Below are 17,585 nucleotides of genomic sequence, written 5' to 3'. Positions count from 1 at the left end.
CCCCCTCCTCCCCGGGGCGGTGCCGGATAAGGGGGATCAACCTCTCAGGTCGCGAACGATCTGCGCATGCGTGCCGCGCGCGAGCGGGTTGAGCGCCATCATCACGCACGAGAAGGCGAGGAAGCCGAGCGGGACGAGCGCGATCGTCAGCCGCATCGCGGTAAGCGTCGCGTCGCTCTGATCGACATTGGCGACATAACCGGCGCTATCGAATCCGAAGCCGAGGATCGCCGTGGCCAGCCCGATCGCCACCCGCTGAAGCAACGCCGCCATGCCGAACACCGCGCCCTCGACGCGCAGCCCGGTGCGCTGCTCGCCATATTCGATCGTGTTGGGCAGCATCGCCCAGAACACGAAGTTGAGGCCGACGATCATCGCCTGCATCGCCATCAGATAGGCCTGCATCACCCCGGCGCGGTGGATATCGACCAGCGCGAAGGCGGCGAGCCCGGCGCTCGCCAACCCGGCGGCGAGGAACCACAGGCCCCGCGCGCCGATGCGTCGGCGCAGCAGCATCCACAGTGGCACTGACACCGCGCTGACCACGCTCATCGACGCGAGGGCGAGCTGACCGCTCGCCTCGTCGTGGAGAAAATATTTGAAATAATAGAGGACCGACTTGTTGAGGATCGTCACCGCCACGATCACCGCCATCATCGCTAGGTTCAGCGTGACAAAGGCGCGGTTGGCGGCGATGGCGCGTAGAGCCGTCAGCACCGGAACCGGCTCGGCGCGCTGCGGCACATCGGCTTCGCGATAGCTCAGGCCGACAAAGGCGAGAATCGCTGCCCCGGCAAGCGCGAACAGGATCGCCGCCCCGAAATACGCATCGGCGGCGCGTTCGGCCCCGAGCAGTCCTGCACCCAGCGGCACCGTGCCGAGTGCCACCACGATCGCGGCAAGCGTGCCCGACAGCATGCGCACCCCCGCAACGAACGCCCGGTCATTGCTGTCGGTGCTGACCCGCGCGCTCATCGCCAGATAGGGGACGTTGAGAAAGGCATAGGCGGTGCGGAACAGGATATGCCCCGCAAAAATCCCTGCCATCCCCCAGTATCCGGGCGCAAGCGGGGGCAAATAGGCGAGCATGAAGCCCAGCCCCAGCGGCATTCCGCCCAGCGCCAGCAACCGCCCCAGCCCCCCGCGCGGCTCATGCCGGTCGGCGAGCAGCCCTGCGGCGAAGTTCGCAATCCCGTCCCACACCGATGCCGCCAGAAAGATCGTTGCCGCCACTCCCACCGGCAGCCCCAGCGCGTCGGTGTAGTAGAACAGCAGGAAGAGCATCGCGCTCTGCCAGTAGAGATTGAACGCAAAGTCCCCGAACCCGAACAAAGCGAGGCGGAAGCGGGTCGGGCGGGGGCGACGCTCACTCCGCCGCCAGCAGCGATTCCACGCCGCCCAGATCGACCGAGACGAGACGGCTGACCCCGCGCTCGACCATCGTCACGCCGAACAGGCGGTGCATGCGGCTCATCGTTGCGGCATTGTGGGTGACGATCAGATAGCGGGTTGCGGTCTCGCGCGTCATTGCTTCGAGCAGGTCGCAAAAGCGCTCGATATTGGCGTCGTCGAGCGGCGCATCGACTTCGTCGAGGACGCAGATCGGCGCGGGATTGGTGAGGAACAGCGCGAAGATCAGCGCGACCGCGGTCAGCGCCTGTTCGCCGCCAGACAACAGGGTCAGCGACTGAAGCTTCTTGCCCGGCGGCTGCGCCATGATCTCCAGCCCCGCCTCCAGCGGATCGTCGGAGTCGATCAGCGCCAGATGCGCCTGGCCGCCGTCGAACAGGGTGGTGAACAGACGTCGGAAATGCTGGTCGACCGCCTCGAACGCGGTCAGCAGCCGCTGGCGGCCCTCGCGGTTCAACGTTCCGATACTGCCGCGCAGCCGGTGGACCGCCTGAATAAGCTCGTCGCGCTCGGCTGCGGCGGTCTGCGCGGCGCTGGTGAGTTCGGCCAGTTCGGTCTCGGCGATCAGATTGACCGGGCCGATCCGCTCGCGCTCGGCGATCAGCCGGTCGTGGGCGGCGGATTCATCTTGCGGCCCACGCACCGAATCGGGATCGAAGCCAACCCGTTCGGACAGCAAGGGCGGCGGGCATTCGAAGCGCTCGCCCGACAGCCGGTTCATCTCGACCCGGCGCAGATCGTGGTTCTCCACGCGGGCGACGGCTCCGGCACGCTGCTCGCGCGCTTCGCCCAGCGCGTCGCCCGCGCTGCGGACGGCGGCTTCGGTGTCGCGCAGTTCGGCTTCGGCCTCCCGCTCGGCAAGCTGGGCGGCGGCGCTCTCGATCCGCGCCTCCTCGCTGGCGGATTCGGCGTCCGCAACGGCGGCGTCGAGCTCGGCGGGGCGCGAGGCGAGCGCATCGGCGGCCTCGGCCAGCTCGATCGCGCGCGCGTCCATCTCGGCGATGCGGCGTGCGGCTTCGCCGGCGCGTGAGGTCCAGCTGCGTCGTTCGGACCCCGCGGCGGCGAGCCGTTCTCGCGCGACGGCGATGTCGCGCTCCAATGCGCCGCGTTCGGCCCGGGCGGTCGCCGCAGCGGTGCGGCGCAGTTCGGCTTCGGACGACAGCGCAGTCACCTTGGCACGGGTCTCGCTGCCATCGGGAAGCGCCGCGCGCGCGGCTTCGGCGCGGCTGACTTCGCCTGCCGCTTCCTCCAGTTCGGCGGCAGTGCGCGCGCGGCGCCCCTCCAGATCGGCGCGCTGCGCATCGAGCCGCTCGATCGCCGCAGCGGCGCGATCCTCGGCGCGCGCGGCGTCGCGCCCGGCAGTTTCGGAACTGTCGAGCAGGCGGCGGCAATCGGAGGCGGCGCGCTTCGCCTCGGCGATCTCGCCCTCGATCCGGGCGAGTTCGGCGTCGGCAGAATCTACCGCGCGGATAGCGGCGGGGCGCGCCTTCTCGATCGCATGGAGCCGGTTGACCCGCTCCAGCCGCTCGGCCGCCGCCGCCCCGCCCGAGCGCGCGACATAGCCGTCCCACCGGCGCAGCACGCCCATCAGTGTCACCAGCCGCTGCCCGACCGCGAGCGGCTGGCCAGTGTCGGCCTCGGCGACCAGCACTTGCGCCAGTCGGCGGGCGAGCGCGGGCGGGGCGGCAACATGCGCAGCCAAAGGCGTGGTGCCTGGTGGCGGCGGAGGGTCGCCGGGCAGCGCGTCCGCACCGGCCCAGTGGCGCTCGCCGGTCGGGTCGAGCCCCGCCTCAAGATCGTCGCCCAGCGCGGCGGCCAGCGCTCGCTCGTAACCCGGATCGACCGTCACCTTGTCGAGCAGCCGTTCCTTGCCACTCGGTCGGGTCGCCTTGGACAGGGCGGCCGCCTCGCTGTCGAGCGCGGCGAGTTCGGCATGCGCCTCGGCGCGCGCCGACTGGGCGCGACTGCGCGACTCGATCGCGGCGCGCTCGGCGGCGTCGGCGCGGGCAAGGCCGGTGCGTGCGGCCTCGGCCTGGCGTGCCGCCTGCGCGCGCGCATCGGCGGCGCGCTGGCGTTCGGCGGCGAGCGGAGCGGGATCGCCCAGCGCGTGCATCTCCGCCTCGACCCGCGCGGCGTCGCGCGTGGCGCGTTCGGCGCGGGTGCGCGCAGCAGCGAGCGCGGCATCGGCCACGCGCGTCTCGGCGGCTTCGGCGGCCTGTGCGGCGAGCGCCTGTGCCAGCGCGACTTCGGCATCGCGCGCGGCGCGTTCGGCTTCGGCCAGTGCCGCGTCGAGATCGGGCATCCGCGCAGTCGACTCGGCAATGCGTGCGTTGAGCGCCTGAACCTCGCTGTCGAGCCGCGCGAGCGCGTCGGCGGCGTCGCGCGCCAGCGCGCCCTCGCGCTCCTTGTCGGTTTCGAGCCGCGCGGCGGAGTCGCGCAGTTCGGCGATCCGGCGGTCGATCGCCCCGCGTTCGCCGCGCAGGGTCGCCAGTCTGTGCATCGCCTCGCTCGCCCGGTCGCGCTGGGTCAGCGCGGCGGCGCGGGCACTGGCGAGCGTCGTCGCCACCGCCTGTTGCGCGGCGAGCGCAGCCTCCTGCGCGGCGGTGCGTTCGGCGACCAGAGCCTCGGCGGCGGCTGCCTCCTTCTTCGCCGCATCGGCGGCGGCGGTGGCGTCGCGCCAGCGGGCGAAGATCATTCGTCCTTCGGCGATGCGGATCCGGTCGGAAAGCTCGCGATAGCGTTCGGCCTGACGCGCCTGACGCTTGAGCGCGGCGGCACGCGCCTCCTGATCGGAAATCAGTTCGTCGAGCCGTGTAAGATTGGCCTCGGTCGCGCGCAGCTTCTGTTCGGCATCCTTGCGCCGGACATGGAGGCCCGAAATGCCGGCAGCTTCCTCCAGCATCTGGCGGCGCTCGCCCGGCTTGGCCTGGATGATGGCGCCGATCCGCCCCTGACTGACCAGCGCCGGCGAATGCGCGCCGGTGGCAGAATCGGCGAAGAGCAGCCCGACATCCTTGGCGCGGACGTCGCGGCCGTTGATGCGATAGGCTGACCCCGCGCCACGCTCGATCCGGCGGACGACTTCCAACTCCCCGTCTTCAGGACCGCCGGCCTGTTCGGCGAGGATCGAGACTTCGGCGAAATCGCGCTGCGGACGGCTCGCGGTGCCCGCGAAGATCACGTCCTCCATCCCCGCGCCGCGCATCGATTTGGCGCTGTTCTCGCCCATCGCCCAGCGCAATGCTTCGAGCAGGTTGGACTTGCCGCAGCCATTGGGGCCGACGATGCCGGTCAGCCCCGGCTCGATGCGCAGGTCGGCGGGGTCGACGAAGCTCTTGAACCCGGTGAGGCGGAGCCGCTTGATCTGCATGTCTAGCGGCCCCGCCCCCGGCTTGCGCGATCAGGCGCCTGCGGCCTTCAGCGCCGCTTCGACCTCCGGCCAGGTGCCGGTGTTTTCCAGCACCTTGTCGTTGAGGATGAAGGTCGGCGTGCCGGCGATGTTATACTTCTTCTGACCGGCCTCGGCGGACTTCACCAGCGCCTCGGTCGCGGCTGCATCGGCGAGGCAGGCGCGCGCCTGTGCCTCGGGCACGCCGCGCTGCTGGACAAAGGCGAGATAGCCGAACTTTTCCGCCACGGCGGCAATACGCTGCTGCGGTGCCATCGCCTCGACCTGCTGGATGAAGGGGTCGTCCTGCTTCGGGCCGTTGCTCATCAGCGTCTGCTGTTCGGCGAACATCTGGTCGAGGATCGGGAAGAACGGGCCGGGCCCGGCGCACTGGCCGGCCAGCGCAGCGCCGACGTCGATCTGGTTGAGCAGGAAGTCGCGGAATTCGAAGCTGACCTTGCCGGTCGCGATATAGGCCTTGAGCGGCTCCATGCCGGTCACCGCGAAATTGGCGCAATGGCCGCAGGTGCGCGAGCCATATTCGATCAGCTTGATCGGCGCGTCGGGGTTGCCCATGCGGAAGCCGCCCTCGGCGGTCTTGACCACGGTGTCGACCCATTGGGTTCCGGAAGGCGCGGAGGCACCGGCCACCGGAGCCGCAGGCGCGGCAGCGGTGTTGTTGCCCGCGTCGCCGCCGCCGCAGCCTGCCAGAGCGATCACCGATACCAGGCCGATTGCAATTCGCTTCAAGTCACGTCTCCATTTCCGGGGGATAGTTCAGCGCGCGCCGGCGGCGCGCAATTCGGGTTCCAGCGTTTCCCAATGGCCGCCGCCACCGGTCTTGCCGTTGATGACGAAGGTCGGCGTGCCCTTGATCGTCTTCCACGACGCGTCCGCCATCGCGGTCAGGCGGTTGAGGTCGGTCGGGGTTGCGAAACACTGGTTGATTGTCGCCTGGGTCATACCGCGCCCACGCATCAACGCGCTGAGGCCGGAGGCATCTGCCGCACCCTTGAGTTGGACCAGTTCGGGTTGCGACTGCAGCGTCGCGGCGTTCGCCTGCCACCATTGCGCGCCCTTGCGAGACCAGTCGGGTTGCGCCGCGAAAATCGCGTCGGTCGCGCCCGAAAAACCGCGCGGGCCGCTGCAGCGCGCGAGCAAAGCGGCGGCCATGTCGAGTGGGTCGCGCACCGCGTGCCGCACTTCGACCTGCACCGCGCCGCGACGGACATAGCCGTCCTTCAAGGGCACTTTCGACTCGCCGACGAAGTGCGCGCAAGCGCCACAGGTGTAGCTCAAATACTCGACCAATTTCACCTTCGCCGCCGGGTTGCCGATGACATAGGCACCCGATGGCGCCTGGGTCACATGCGTCGACCAGTCGCGCGGCGCTACTGCCGCCTTCTTCTTGGGCTGCTGGGCGGTCGCACCACCGGCGACGACCGCACCGATGGCGAGCGGGGCGAGAATCGCGAACATACGCATCAGTCGATCTTTCCAAGCTTGAACGGTGGTGTGGCGAGCCCGGCACCGAGTCCCTCGAGCACCGCGCGCAATTCGGGATCAACGATCGCACGCAGGCTGTCGCCGAGTTCGGTAGGAAGCGGCGCGGCGGGTGCGGGGGCAACCGGCTTGGGCTTGCGCGCGACCTCACCCTGCCGGATCGCGACGCGGGCGACGGCGGGATAGCCGAAGAAGCGGTTCACGCGATCGACGATTTCTGGCGCGATATGCTGCATCATCGGGGCATGCGCGCCCTGGACGACGAGGCTGAGCACGCCGTTGGAGCGTTCGCCGCGCGGGAAGCGGATCGATTCGGGCGACGACACACCAGCATAGCGCTCGCCGACAATCTCGCTCCACCGGCTGAGCACGGCGCTCTGGACAAAGCCGAACTTGCGGAACGCGACGCGGCCGACATCGGGCACCAGATCCGCGACGACGCGGACACGGTTGCTGCGGCGGGGTGCGTCGGGGGTGGCGCGCGGCTTACTCATTCGCTCCGTCCATGCCATAGCCGGGGCGTGCCCGACAATGTTTCTCGCGACATCGCCGATCCGCTGCTGGCCTGGTACGACGCCCATGCTCGCGTCCTGCCGTGGCGCGCGCAGCCGGGAGCGCCGCCGCCCGACGCCTATCGCGTCTGGCTGTCGGAAGTGATGCTGCAGCAGACCCAGGTTGCGGCGGTAATCCCGTATTTCGAAAAATTCACGAGGCAATGGCCGGATTTCGCCAGCTTGGCCGCTGCGGACGACGCTGAGGTAATGAGCGCCTGGGCGGGCCTTGGCTATTATGCACGCGCGCGCAACCTGCTGGCGGCGGCGCGGGCGGTGGCAGGGGATCATGGCGGGCGCTTGCCGCGAAGCGAGGCGGCGTTGCGCCAGCTGCCGGGCTTCGGACCCTACACCGCCGCCGCGGTGGCGGCGATCGCGTTTGGCGCGCGCGCGGTGGTGGTCGACGGCAATGTCGAACGGGTGGTGGCACGCCTCTTCGCGCTCGCCGATCCGCTACCCGCCGTGAAGCCCCAGGTCCGCGCGCTGGCCGATTCGATCACGCCCGATGTGCGTGCGGGAGACTTCGCGCAGGCGATGATGGATCTGGGTGCGACGATCTGTACGCCGCGCAATCCCAAATGCCTGCTGTGCCCGCTCGCCGATTCCTGTGCCGCGCGGGAGATGGGCACGCCCGACGCGTTTCCGGTCAAAGCGAAGAAAGGGGCCCGCCCGGTGCGCCACGCCACATTCTTCTGGCTGGAAGGGGACGGCGCAGTGCTGCTGGTCCGGCGTCCGCCGCGCGGGTTGCTCGGCGGCATGCGCGCGCTGCCGACCGGGCCGTGGACGGACAGTCCGCCGGGGTTGAAGGATGCGCCGGTCGTGGCGGACTGGACGCTGCGCAACGCGCCGATCCGCCATGTCTTTACCCATTTCGAGCTGAATGCCGTGCTTGCGACTGCAACAGTCGCGCGTCACAACGACCCGGTCGAAAGCGAATGGTGGCCAATCGAACGACTGGACGAGGCAGGGCTTCCGCGGCTGTTCGCCAAGGCGGTCGAAGCGATGGGGAGAATGGCATGAAGGCGAGCTGGATGATCGGGGGCGCGCTGGCGCTGGCACTGGCGACAACGCAATCGGCGGCGTTCGGGCAGGCGGCGACCGCGACGGTGGTCAAGGCTCCGGTTGCGGCGATGGCGCAGGACTATGTCGCGCAGAATCGCACCCAGGGGATTGTCATCGCCTATGGCGTCGGCGATTCGGTGCCGGTCTTTGCGAGCGCCGGACGCATCGCGGTTGAGGCCGATGCCGCGGCAGCAGGTCCCGACTCGCTATGGCGCGTCTATTCGATGACCAAGCCGATTACCGGCATGGCGGCGATGATGCTGGTCGAGGACGGCAAGCTGAAACTCGACCAGCCGATTTCCGAATTCTTCCCCGGTTTCCGGAACATGAAGGTGCTGACCGATCCGGTGAACAGCCTCGACAGCCGTCCGGCCAAGACCCAGATCACGGTGCGGCATCTGCTGACCCACACCGCGGGACTTGGCTATTCGATCATCACCAAGGGGCCGTTGCTCCAGGAATATGAGCGGCTGGGGATCACGCCGGGGGCGGTCAATGCGGCACTGGAGGCGCAGGCGCGGCCCTTGCGCCCCAAGAGCCTCAAGGAATTTGCGCAGCGCGTCGCGACGCTGCCGCTGATCGCCGAACCGGGGACCAAATGGAGCTATTCGATCAGCCTGGACCTGCTCCCTGCGATCATCGAGGCGGCGGCGGGGATGCCCTATGAGCAGTTCTTGCAAAAGCGGCTGCTCGGGCCGCTCAAGATGACCTCGACCTACTGGACCGTGCCGCAGTCGGAGATCGCGCGGTTCGCGACCAACTATGCCTGGGCGGGCGACAATCGCGTGCCCTTCGACCCGGCCAGGAGCTCGGCATGGCTGACGCCGCCTTCCTTTCCCTATGGCGGCGCGGGGCTGGTGATGTCGGCGCGCGATTATGACCGGTTCCTGCACATGCTCGCCAATGGCGGTATCGTGGATGGCGTCCGTGTGATGAAGGCGGAGACGGTGCGGCTTGCCATGTCGGATCTGTTGCCCGCTGGCGTCACATTCGGCGGCGCGCCGGGGGGAGCGGCGGCGCGACAGGGCCGAAGATGGGTTTTGGCGCGGGCGGATCGGTGCAGCTTGAGGATATACCCGGCGGGGCGGGCAAGGGCACCTATGGCTGGGGCGGTGCGGCGGGCACGGTCGCGTGGGTCGATCCGGCGAAAAAGGTGCGCGGGACGGTGATGGTCAATTACTTCCCATCGGACAAATGGCCGTTGCGTGCGGACGCAGTGCGCGCAATTTACGCTCCGACTGCGCATTGAGGGTGGTGCCGGTAGGGTTCACTGGCGCGGTTCTCGATCGCGCCGATCGCGAGCGCAATGATCCCGAGGCGCTGGCTGCCGCCCTGAGCGACTGGCGCGCGCGGCTGCTGCGCCTGAACGGACTCGATCCGGAGGTGGATGGCGAGGGGCGGCTGGTCTGGTCCAGCCTTGCCGACCTGTCCGACGACGCCGAGCCGTTGTTCCTGGGCTATATTGACGGCAAGCCGCATTTTGCGCCGCTGCGGATGGGCGAGCGGCATGGAGCCGTCCGCACTCCAGCCTTGTTCGCGATGCTGGGGTTGATGCCGCCCGATCAGGCGGGGCTCTATGCGGCTGCGCGCAGCCTGGTCGACTGGCATCAGCGACATGGATTTTGCGCGGCCTGTGGCAGCGCGACCGAGATTTTTCGCTCGGGCTGGGCGCGACGCTGTACCGGCTGCGCGGCAGAGCATTTTCCCCGCACCGATCCAGTCGTCATCATGCTTGCCGAGCATGATGGTCGCGCGCTGCTGGGGCGCCAGGCGGCATGGCCTGCGGGTCGCTATTCGGCGCTCGCCGGATTTGTCGAGGTCGGCGAATCGATAGAGGAGGCCGTTGCGCGGGAGACGCTGGAGGAAGCGGGCGTGCGCGTGTCGGATGTCCGCTACGTCGCCAGCCAGCCCTGGCCCTTCGCCTCGTCGCTGATGATCGCCTGCATCGCGCGCGCCGAAGACGACTCGCTCACGCTCGACACGACCGAGATCGAGGACGCGATGTGGGTCACGCGCGACGAGGTTCGCGCGGCGCTGGCTGGCGGGCCGGACGCGCGGTTTGGTGCCCCGCCGCGCTACGCGATCGCCCACACCTTATTGAGCGCGTGGGTGGACGGGAATTAACCCGTCGTTTCGACCAGCTCGATCGTCTCCGATCCGCCAAATGCGAAGTAGGGAATGGCGGCGGCGTAGCCGGCGAGGCCGATGGTCACCAGCAGTGTGACGGCGATGCCGATGCCGCGACCGGCTTTCCACCCGTCCATGCCAAAGGCGTGGAGAATGCGCGCAACGACGAACAGCGCTGCGACCGCCCAAAGCCAGGTCTCCGTCCCCACCGCCAACTCGATGAGGCCAATCAGGATCAGCACGATCGGCGCATATTCGACGAAATTCAGCTGAGCACGCATCCGGGCGATCAGCCGTGCGCTGCCGCCGTCACCAATCGAAATCTTCTCCGCGCGGCGCACCTGTCCGACGCGGATCGCGAGCCAGACATTGAGCAGCGCACACGCCGCAGCAGTCGCCAGCGTGACGGGTAGGATAATGGCTTCCATGAATAGCTTCCCCCTTTGGAACGCCTTCGCTGCCACGCCGCGCGCCGCCTTGCAACTTGGACGGAAATCGGTATAGGCGCTCGCTCGCTTTGCGACTGGCCCAGGGCAGTCCGGCGAGTGCCGGAGCCCCGGCGCTTGCCCGATCGCCGCCGTGGGCGTATCGCGATCCAGGTTTTTAGAAGACAGTTCAAGAAGGTTTGCCGAAATGGCCGTCCCCAAGAGAAAAGTTTCGCCGAGCCGCCGTGGCATGCGCCGGTCGCACGACGCGCTGAAGGTTCAGGCGTTCCAGGAATGCCCCAACTGTGGCGAACTGAAGCGCCCGCACGTGCTCTGCGGCGCATGCGGCCATTACAACGGCCGCGAGATCGTCTCGGTCGAGGGCTGAGCCCTAGCAATCAAGGACCGTTGGCCATGACCTCCAGTGCGCGAATCGCCGTCGATGCGATGGGCGGCGATGAGGGGCTGGCGGTCATGCTCGCCGGAGTCGCGCGTGCGCGGCGCCGGTTTGACGGCATGCGCTTTCTGCTGGTCGGCGACGAAAATGCGATTCGCGAGGGGCTGAAGGCCCATCCCAACCTCACCGCCGCGTCGGAAATCGTCCACGCGCCCGAGGTGGTGACCGCAGCCGACAAGCCAAGCCAGGCGATTCGCCGCGCCAAGACGACATCGATGGGAATCGCCATCGACCTGGTGAAGCGCGGCGAGGCCGCCGCCGCTGTCTCCTCTGGCAATACCGGCGCGCTGATGGCGATGGCGAAGCTGTCGCTGCGCACCATGCCGGGGATCGACCGCCCCGCGCTTGCCGCGCGGATGCCGACATTGGGCGACAATGACGTGGTGATGCTCGACCTGGGCGCGAATACCGAGGTCGATACACGCAACCTGATCCAGTTCGCGGTGATGGGTGCCGCCTATGCGCGCACCGTGCTCGATCTTGAATCGCCGCGCGTCGCATTGCTCAACATCGGCACGGAAGAGCTCAAGGGAACCGACATCATCCGCGAAGCCGCGCAGCAACTGCGTGCCGCGACCCATTTGCCGTTGCGCTTCACCGGATTCGTCGAGGGCAATGCCTTGTCGCGCGGCAATGTCGATGTGATCGTGTGTGACGGCTTTTCGGGAAACATCGCGCTCAAGACGGTGGAGGGGACTGCGCGGTTCGTCGGCGACCTGTTGCGCCGCGCTTTTTCCAGTTCGGTTCGCTCGAAGATTGGATTTCTGATTTCCAAGCCTGCGACCGATCTGCTGCGCCATCATCTCGATCCCAACAACCACAATGGCGCGGTGTTCCTCGGCCTCAACGGCATCGTCGTTAAGAGCCATGGCAGTGCCAATGAAATCGGGGTCGAAACCGCGATCGGCGTCGCCGCCAAGATGGTGCGTGACGATCTGACTCGCCGCATCGCCGAGGATCTCGGCAATTTCGAGGCCCAGGCAGCATGAGCGAATCAGGCGCCGTCGCGACCACGCGACGTGCAGTGATCACCGGGACCGGATCGGCGCTGCCGCGTCGCCGCGTTGCTAACGCCGAACTGGCGGAGCAGATCGACACATCCGACGAATGGATCGTCGAGCGGACCGGCATCCGTTTTCGCCATATCGCTGCGGACGACGAGACGACGTCAACGCTCGCCACCGACGCTGCACGTGCAGCCCTGGCTGCGGCGGGAGTGGATGCACAATCGGTCGATCTGATCGTTCTTGCCACCGCGACGCCTGACCAGACCTTTCCTGCCAGCGCGACTCGGGTGCAGGCGGCGCTGGGCATCGACGATTGCGTCGCATTCGACGTCGCCGCAGTGTGCTCGGGCTTCCTCTATGCGGTGCAGGTCGCGGAGAGCATGATCCGCGCGGGCAGCGCCAATCGCGCGCTGGTGATCGGCGCGGAGACGTTCAGCCGCATCCTTGACTGGGAAGACCGCACCACCTGCGTGTTGTTCGGCGACGGGGCCGGCGCGGTCGTGATGGAGGCGCAGGACAGCGCGGTCGAAGGTGGGCGCGGCGTACTCGCGACGAAGCTGCACGCCGATGGCCGCCATAACCAGCTGCTCTATGTCGATGGCGGTCCGTCGACCACCGGTACGGTCGGCAAGCTACGAATGAAGGGCAAGGAAGTGTTCCGTCACGCGGTGGTCAACCTTGCCAGCGTGATGAACGAAAGTCTTGCGGCGGCGGGACTCGATCCGGCTGATGTCGACTGGGTCGTGCCGCATCAGGCCAACGCCCGCATCCTCGACGCGACCGCAAAAAAGCTGGGACTTGCCCCCGAGAAGGTCGTGGTGACGGTCGATCAGCACGCCAACACGTCGGCGGCGTCCGTGCCGCTGGCGCTCGACACTGCGGTGCGCGACGGACGGATCAAGCAGGGCGACCTGCTGGTGCTTGAGGCGATGGGCGGCGGATTTACCTGGGGCGCCGCTGTGGTGCGTTTTTGATTTGGGTAACGGACTGGCCCAAATCCGTAGAATTACGATATCGTAACGTCCGCGCAACGATGGTTGCACCATTTCCTCAATGTGTTACGGTAACAAGACGGGGCAGGAGGGTTTACGATGGCAACCGCCGCGACGCTGACCAGGGCCGATCTCGCTGATGCGCTGCATCGCGATGTGGGCCTCTCGCGTGCCGACGCCTCGCGTCTCGTCGAACAGATCCTCGGCCATATGTGCGAGGCGCTCGCCAAGGGCGAGAACGTCAAGATTTCGGGCTTCGGTAGCTTCGTGCTGCGCGATAAGGGCGAGCGGATCGGTCGCAATCCCAAGACGGGGGTCGAGGTTCCGATCGCACCGCGCCGGGTGCTTACCTTCCGGGCCAGCCAGATGCTGCGCGACCGGATCGTCAACGGGGGATGACATGGCAACCGGTCCGGAGAAGGGCCCCGAAGCCTTCCGGACGATCGGTGAGCTTGCGCAAGAAATCGGGCGCCCTCAGCATATACTGAGATATTGGGAGACGCGCTTTTCCCAGCTGCGCCCGTTACAGCGCGCGGGGGGCGACGCTATTATCGGCCCGATGACGTCGCATTGGTTCGCCGCATCGATTCGCTGCTCAGCCGGGAAGGATATTCGATCCGCGGAGTCCAGCGGCTGCTCGATGCCGAACGCGGCGCGCGGCGGGGGCGGAGCGACTCGCTGCGTGCGGTGCGCGACTCGCTGCAACGCGCGTTGAACGACGACCGCTAATCTGCGATCGGCGCTGATCAGCTTTCCGGGCCGAGCGCGGGGTCAAGATCGCGCGGGCGCACGAAGCGGGCCAGCGTCCCGGCATCGGAACGGATCGAACTCCAGTCACTGGTGTCGAAGGTGATCACCGCCAGCGCAGCGGTGGGAAATTTTTCCTCGACCGAGTCGCGCAGTAGATCGCCGGTGCGATCGGGGACCAGCATCAGCACCAGATCCTCAAGCCCCGGATTATGGCCAATCAGCAGCGCGCTATCGGCCCCGGCGGGCAATTCGTGGATCACATCGAGCAGCGTCGAGGCCGAGGCAAGGTAGATGCGCCGGTCCCAGGCGGGGGCGAGCGCGCCGCCATAGCCGGTCTCGAGCTGCTCGACGGTCTCGATGATCCGCACGGCGGGCGAGGCGACGACATGGTCGAAGCTCAGTCCTTCGCTACGCATATGGCGGCCGACCGTCACTGCTGCGCGTTGCCCGCGGGCATTCAGCGGCCGGTCGAAATCGCGCGCGACCGCATCGTCCCAGCTCGACTTGGCGTGGCGCAAGATCGTCAACGTCTTCATCGGCCCTCCGGATCGGCGGATTCACGTGCCTTCTGCCCCAGCGATGCGACGGAGGAAAGACGCCGCACGCGCTCCACGGCCTCATCGAGCGTCAAGCGGACGACTGGTGTGCCGTGTGGGAAGGCGTCGAGCAGCCGCGACGGGGTAGCGGCGGAGAGCAGCACGAACGCGCCAGAATCGTCGGCGCGGCGGATCAGCCGACCGAACGCCTGCGCCAGCCGCGCGCGTACAATGCGGTCGTCATAGGCGCTGCCGCCACCCGCGAGTCGCCGCGCCGCGTGGAGCACGCTCGGCTTGGGCCAGGGTACGCCCTCCATCACCACCAGCCGCAGCGAATGACCGGGGACATCGACCCCGTCGCGCAACGCGTCGGTGCCGATCAGCGACGCGCGCGGATCGTCGCGGAAGATGTCGACCAGAGTGCCGGTGTCGATCGGATCGACATGCTGGGCGTAGAGCGGCAGCCCTTCGCGCGCCAAACGGTCGGCGATGCGGGTGTGCACCGCACGCAGCCGCCGGATCGCGGTGAACAGCCCGAGCGTCCCGCCCTGTGCCGCGATGATCAGCCGGGCATAGGCGGAGGCGAGGGCGCCCATGTCGCCGCGCTTGATGTCGGTGACGATCAGCACTTCGGCCTGACGTGGATAGTCGAAGGGTGACGCCGCCTCGAACCGCTGGGCGGGATGGAGCAGGTGCTGCGCGCCGCTACGCTGTTCCGCGACCTCCCAGTCACCGCCAGCGCGCAGGGTCGCGGAGGTGACCAGCGCCCCATGCGCGGGCCTGAGCACCGTCTCGGCGAACGGCTTGCTGGGGGTCGAGCCATCGGCGGTGGATGCCGATATCGATCTCGCGCCCCTCGATCCGTTCGACGGCGAGCCAGTCGACGAACTCGGGGGTTACCGGGCCGCCGATCCGGGCGACCAACGACAGCCAGGCGGCGACGGTTTCGGCGCGCCAGCCCAATGATGCGATCGCCCCCTCGATCCGCGCGCGTGCCGGGCCGTCCATCCAGTCGGGGGCTTCGTCGAGCACTGCCTCGAGCCGCCGCCCCAGCGCCATCAGTGGGCGGAGCAGCGATTCGAGCGCGGCGGCGGCAGGCGGGATCGCGTCGATCAGCGGCGCATCGGGCTCGGCCAGTTCGGTCTCGATGCCATAGCCGGCCTCGCCCGATCCATCGCTATCACGGGCATAGACGAGGCCGCGCACGGCGGCGAGGAGATGCTCGATCGGGCCGAAGGGCTGCCCCTCGGCGAGCCGTTGGAGCCAGCCGTCGGAGGGCAAGGCGCGGGCGGCATCGACCGCCTCACTGATCGCGCGCGCGCCGGCATCGTCATAGCTGGCGACATCCGACAGCCGCGCGGCCAGCCCGCGACGGCGACCGCGCGATCCGCTTTCGGGGCCGGTGACCCAGCGGCGCAGCTCGATGGTTTCCTGTCCCGACAGCGCGACGCTGAACATCGCGTCCGCGGCGTCGAAAATATGGTGGCCTTCGTCGAAGACGTAGCGGGTCGGGCGGGTCGCGGTTTCGCGGCCGCGCGCGGCGTTGACCATGACGAGCGCGTGATTGGCGATGACGATGTCGGCGTCGGCGCTAGCCCGAGCGGCGCGCTCGATGAAGCACTTCCGGTAGTGGGGGGCAGCCGGCATAGACGCATTCGCCGCGCCGGTCGGTCAGTGCGGTCGATCCGTTGCGGCGGAACAGCACGGGCAGCCAGCCGGGCAGGTCGCCGCCGACCATGTCGCCATCGGCGGTGTATGCGGCCCAGCGTGCGACGAGCTGCGCGAGGATCGCCGCGCGGCCCGCGAACCCGCCCTGCAGCGCATCCTCAAGGTTGAGCAGGCAGAGATAATTTTCGCGACCCTTGCGCGTGACGATGCGGCGCTTGCGCTCCTCGGGATCGGCGAACAGCCGCTCGCCTTCATGCCCCAACTGGCGTTGCAGCGCCTTGGTAAAGGTCGAGATCCACACCGCGCCATCGGCCTGCTGCGCCCAAAGCGAGGCGGGGGCGAGATAGCCCAGCGTCTTGCCGATCCCGGTCCCGGCCTCGGCAAGCACAAGATTGGGCGAATCGCGCATCGTGCGAGGGGCGAAGGCGCTCGCCGCCGCTTCGGCGTAGAGGCGTTGGCCTGCACGCACCTCTGCGCCCGAGCCAGTGAGGGTGGCGAGCCGATCGCGCACGGCCTCGGGATCGAGGCTCACGGTGCGCGGTGGGGTGCGCGGCGCTCCCTCACTCCATTCGGGCAGGCGGGAAAACAGCCAGCGTTCGGCCCTTTCCGGGCGAGTCAGGCTCTGCGACACCGCCGGTGCCCAGCTCCAGCGCAATTTTGCCAACGACTGGGCGGCATGCCATGCGCCCTCGCGCTCGGGCCAGTCGGTATCGGCGATCGCCAGCATCGCTTCGGCAGCGTCGCGCAGGAACGGCGCGACGGCGGAGTCGTCGACAGGTTCAGCGATACCCAGCGTGCGGGCGAGGCCGCGCGGCGTCGGCACCATGAAGCGAGCCGGGCGCAGGAATGCGAAAAGTTCGAGCAGGTCGAGCCCCGACAGATCGGGATAGCCGAGGCGCTGTGCTGTCAGCGGGGCATTGAGCAGGATGACCGGGGTGTCGGCGGCGATCCGCACCGCCTCGCCGCGCCCGATGCTGCGCGTGCCCTCTGCGGTCGCGATCCAGATGCCGCCATGGCTGGCGTGGAGGGAGGGATAGGGGAGCGCGCTCACCGCGCGTTGTAGCGCAGCCGGCCGATGAAGCGCGACATGCTGAAGCGGTGGTCGGACCGCGCCGCCAGCTTCGCCTTGGTCTTTTCGAATTGCATGATGTTCTCGATCCGGCGGGACAGGAAGGCGCGGGTGTCGGCCTGGCCCTCGCTCTCGTCGTTCAGGAACACCGCGATCGTCGCGACATAGATGCTGCCGAGCATCGCGCGCTTGGTATAGTGATTGTAATCGGTCGCCGTGTCGCCCGCGAGCCGCCACATCGCGTCCGCAGAGCGCCAGCCGAGCCTTGCGGCGCGGGCGGCGTTATGGGGCATGGCGAGGATCGCGACCGCGCGGCGCAGCGCTGCGCGGTTGGGGGCGAGGATATCGAGCCGCGCTTCGACCAATGCGGTGATCTTCGCGCGGATCTTCATCGGCGCGAGGGTTTCGGGCGAAAGGCGGCTAGCCATCTCGCGATCGACCGACGCGAACCACAGGTCGATCATCTCGACTGGCTTGGCGGGAATGGCGAGGCGCGCGATGTCGTGATCAGCGCCGATTGCGTTCGCCGCAGCGATCACCGCTGCTTCGCTCCAGCCGTCGAACGCGGCATTGGGGGCGAGATGCGGTGCGAGCGCCTCGCGCAGCTCGTCGAGCGTCATGTCGGCAATCGGAGTCATGT

Annotated in this window: 15 protein-coding genes and 3 pseudogenes; 9 read left to right on the top strand and 9 right to left on the bottom strand. The window is 68.3% G+C overall.

The window, feature by feature from the left end; all coding sequences use genetic code 11:
• Positions 1 to 36 precede the first annotated feature (36 nt).
• From LRS08_RS08740 to LRS08_RS08720, 5 genes are read right to left on the bottom strand one after another with little or no spacing between them, the layout of a single operon-like run.
• Positions 37 to 1,332, bottom strand: coding sequence for an MFS transporter (locus LRS08_RS08740; protein ID WP_257844032.1), 1,296 nt, complete (start codon positions 1,330 to 1,332; stop codon positions 37 to 39).
• 34 nt (positions 1,333 to 1,366) lie between these two features.
• Positions 1,367 to 4,780 carry a chromosome segregation SMC family protein gene (locus tag LRS08_RS08735; protein WP_257844034.1) on the bottom strand — a complete coding sequence of 1,138 codons (3,414 nt, stop codon included), beginning with the start codon at positions 4,778 to 4,780 and terminating at the stop codon, positions 1,367 to 1,369.
• A 30-nt stretch (positions 4,781 to 4,810) separates the two neighbouring features.
• A complete protein-coding gene (locus LRS08_RS08730; protein ID WP_257844035.1) occupies positions 4,811 to 5,548 on the bottom strand; it encodes a DsbA family protein in 738 nt (245 codons plus the stop codon).
• Positions 5,549 to 5,575: 27 nt separating this feature from the next.
• On the bottom strand, positions 5,576 to 6,283 hold the full coding sequence (locus LRS08_RS08725; RefSeq protein WP_257844037.1) for a DsbA family protein: 708 nt from the start codon (positions 6,281 to 6,283) through the stop codon (positions 5,576 to 5,578).
• On the bottom strand, positions 6,283 to 6,795 hold the full coding sequence (locus tag LRS08_RS08720) for a DUF721 domain-containing protein (protein WP_257844038.1): 513 nt from the start codon (positions 6,793 to 6,795) through the stop codon (positions 6,283 to 6,285). The genes LRS08_RS08725 and LRS08_RS08720 overlap by 1 nt, the downstream gene beginning before the upstream one ends.
• Positions 6,796 to 6,822: 27 nt before the next feature.
• Between LRS08_RS08720 and mutY the strand changes: the two genes are divergently transcribed.
• From mutY to nudC, 4 genes and pseudogenes are all read left to right on the top strand, one after another.
• Positions 6,823 to 7,872, top strand: a complete 1,050-nt coding sequence (gene mutY, locus LRS08_RS08715; protein ID WP_260481572.1) for an A/G-specific adenine glycosylase — start codon at positions 6,823 to 6,825, stop codon at positions 7,870 to 7,872.
• Positions 7,788 to 8,843, top strand: a pseudogene (locus LRS08_RS08710) (serine hydrolase domain-containing protein); the annotation flags it as partial. The gene mutY and the pseudogene LRS08_RS08710, both read left to right, overlap by 85 nt.
• A 104-nt stretch (positions 8,844 to 8,947) precedes the next feature.
• Positions 8,948 to 9,163, top strand: a complete 216-nt coding sequence (locus LRS08_RS20055; RefSeq protein ID WP_308222987.1) for a serine hydrolase — start codon at positions 8,948 to 8,950, stop codon at positions 9,161 to 9,163.
• 2 nt (positions 9,164 to 9,165) lie between these two features.
• Positions 9,166 to 10,038, top strand: coding sequence for an NAD(+) diphosphatase (nudC, locus tag LRS08_RS08705; protein WP_257844040.1), 873 nt, complete (start codon positions 9,166 to 9,168; stop codon positions 10,036 to 10,038).
• Here the strand turns inward: nudC and LRS08_RS08700 are convergent.
• Positions 10,035 to 10,469: an MAPEG family protein gene (locus LRS08_RS08700; protein ID WP_260481571.1), complete on the bottom strand. Its 435-nt coding sequence runs from the start codon at positions 10,467 to 10,469 to the stop codon at positions 10,035 to 10,037. The genes nudC and LRS08_RS08700 overlap by 4 nt on opposite strands.
• Before the next feature lie 205 nt (positions 10,470 to 10,674).
• Here LRS08_RS08700 and rpmF point away from each other — a divergent pair, with 205 nt between their 5' ends.
• The 5 genes and pseudogenes from rpmF to LRS08_RS08675 all read left to right on the top strand — a co-directional run bounded on the left by rpmF (position 10,675) and on the right by LRS08_RS08675 (position 13,651).
• Complete coding sequence (gene rpmF, locus LRS08_RS08695; RefSeq protein WP_145848728.1) at positions 10,675 to 10,854, top strand: 50S ribosomal protein L32; 180 nt, start codon at positions 10,675 to 10,677, stop codon at positions 10,852 to 10,854.
• 26 nt (positions 10,855 to 10,880) lie between these two features.
• Positions 10,881 to 11,912 carry a phosphate acyltransferase PlsX gene (plsX, locus tag LRS08_RS08690; RefSeq protein ID WP_257844042.1) on the top strand — a complete coding sequence of 344 codons (1,032 nt, stop codon included), beginning with the start codon at positions 10,881 to 10,883 and terminating at the stop codon, positions 11,910 to 11,912.
• On the top strand, positions 11,909 to 12,904 hold the full coding sequence (locus LRS08_RS08685; RefSeq protein WP_260481570.1) for a beta-ketoacyl-ACP synthase III: 996 nt from the start codon (positions 11,909 to 11,911) through the stop codon (positions 12,902 to 12,904). Before plsX ends, LRS08_RS08685 begins: the two co-directional genes overlap by 4 nt.
• Before the next feature lie 117 nt (positions 12,905 to 13,021).
• Positions 13,022 to 13,321 (top strand): integration host factor subunit alpha, encoded by a 300-nt coding sequence (locus LRS08_RS08680; protein WP_257844045.1) that lies wholly within the window; start codon positions 13,022 to 13,024, stop codon positions 13,319 to 13,321.
• A 1-nt stretch (position 13,322) separates the two neighbouring features.
• Positions 13,323 to 13,651 (top strand): annotated as a pseudogene (locus LRS08_RS08675) (MerR family transcriptional regulator).
• 17 nt (positions 13,652 to 13,668) lie between these two features.
• Here the strand turns inward: LRS08_RS08675 and LRS08_RS08670 are convergent.
• The 3 genes and pseudogenes from LRS08_RS08670 to LRS08_RS08660 form a co-directional block, all read right to left on the bottom strand.
• Positions 13,669 to 14,208 (bottom strand): SixA phosphatase family protein, encoded by a 540-nt coding sequence (locus LRS08_RS08670; protein ID WP_260481569.1) that lies wholly within the window; start codon positions 14,206 to 14,208, stop codon positions 13,669 to 13,671.
• Positions 14,205 to 16,927, bottom strand: a pseudogene (locus LRS08_RS08665) (ATP-dependent DNA helicase). Before LRS08_RS08665 ends, LRS08_RS08670 begins: the two are co-directional and overlap by 4 nt.
• On the bottom strand, positions 16,924 to 17,583 hold the full coding sequence (locus LRS08_RS08660; protein WP_257845460.1) for a COQ9 family protein: 660 nt from the start codon (positions 17,581 to 17,583) through the stop codon (positions 16,924 to 16,926). Before LRS08_RS08660 ends, LRS08_RS08665 begins: the two are co-directional and overlap by 4 nt.
• Between the last annotated feature and the right edge of the window lie 2 nt (positions 17,584 to 17,585).

It is taken from the genome of Sphingomonas sp. J315 (genome assembly GCF_024666595.1).
GTDB lineage: Bacteria > Pseudomonadota > Alphaproteobacteria > Sphingomonadales > Sphingomonadaceae > Sphingomonas.
Note: the sequence above shows the minus strand (reverse complement) of the source record. Positions and strands in the feature narration are given on the sequence as shown.

Excerpts from the sequence above, each read along its gene's own strand:
- LRS08_RS08725 (WP_257844037.1), bottom strand. The coding sequence starts at position 6,283 with ATGCGTATGTTCGCGATTCTCGCCCCGCTCGCCATCGGTGCGGTCGTC.
- LRS08_RS08720 (WP_257844038.1), bottom strand. The coding sequence starts at position 6,795 with ATGAGTAAGCCGCGCGCCACCCCCGACGCACCCCGCCGCAGCAACCGT.
- LRS08_RS20055 (WP_308222987.1), top strand. The coding sequence starts at position 8,948 with ATGGGTTTTGGCGCGGGCGGATCGGTGCAGCTTGAGGATATACCCGGC.
- LRS08_RS08700 (WP_260481571.1), bottom strand. The coding sequence starts at position 10,469 with ATGGAAGCCATTATCCTACCCGTCACGCTGGCGACTGCTGCGGCGTGT.
- plsX (WP_257844042.1), top strand. The coding sequence starts at position 10,881 with ATGACCTCCAGTGCGCGAATCGCCGTCGATGCGATGGGCGGCGATGAG.
- LRS08_RS08735 (WP_257844034.1), bottom strand. The coding sequence starts at position 4,780 with ATGCAGATCAAGCGGCTCCGCCTCACCGGGTTCAAGAGCTTCGTCGAC.
- LRS08_RS08685 (WP_260481570.1), top strand. The coding sequence starts at position 11,909 with ATGAGCGAATCAGGCGCCGTCGCGACCACGCGACGTGCAGTGATCACC.
- rpmF (WP_145848728.1), top strand. The coding sequence starts at position 10,675 with ATGGCCGTCCCCAAGAGAAAAGTTTCGCCGAGCCGCCGTGGCATGCGC.
- LRS08_RS08660 (WP_257845460.1), bottom strand. The coding sequence starts at position 17,583 with ATGACTCCGATTGCCGACATGACGCTCGACGAGCTGCGCGAGGCGCTC.
- LRS08_RS08680 (WP_257844045.1), top strand. The coding sequence starts at position 13,022 with ATGGCAACCGCCGCGACGCTGACCAGGGCCGATCTCGCTGATGCGCTG.
- LRS08_RS08670 (WP_260481569.1), bottom strand. The coding sequence starts at position 14,208 with ATGAAGACGTTGACGATCTTGCGCCACGCCAAGTCGAGCTGGGACGAT.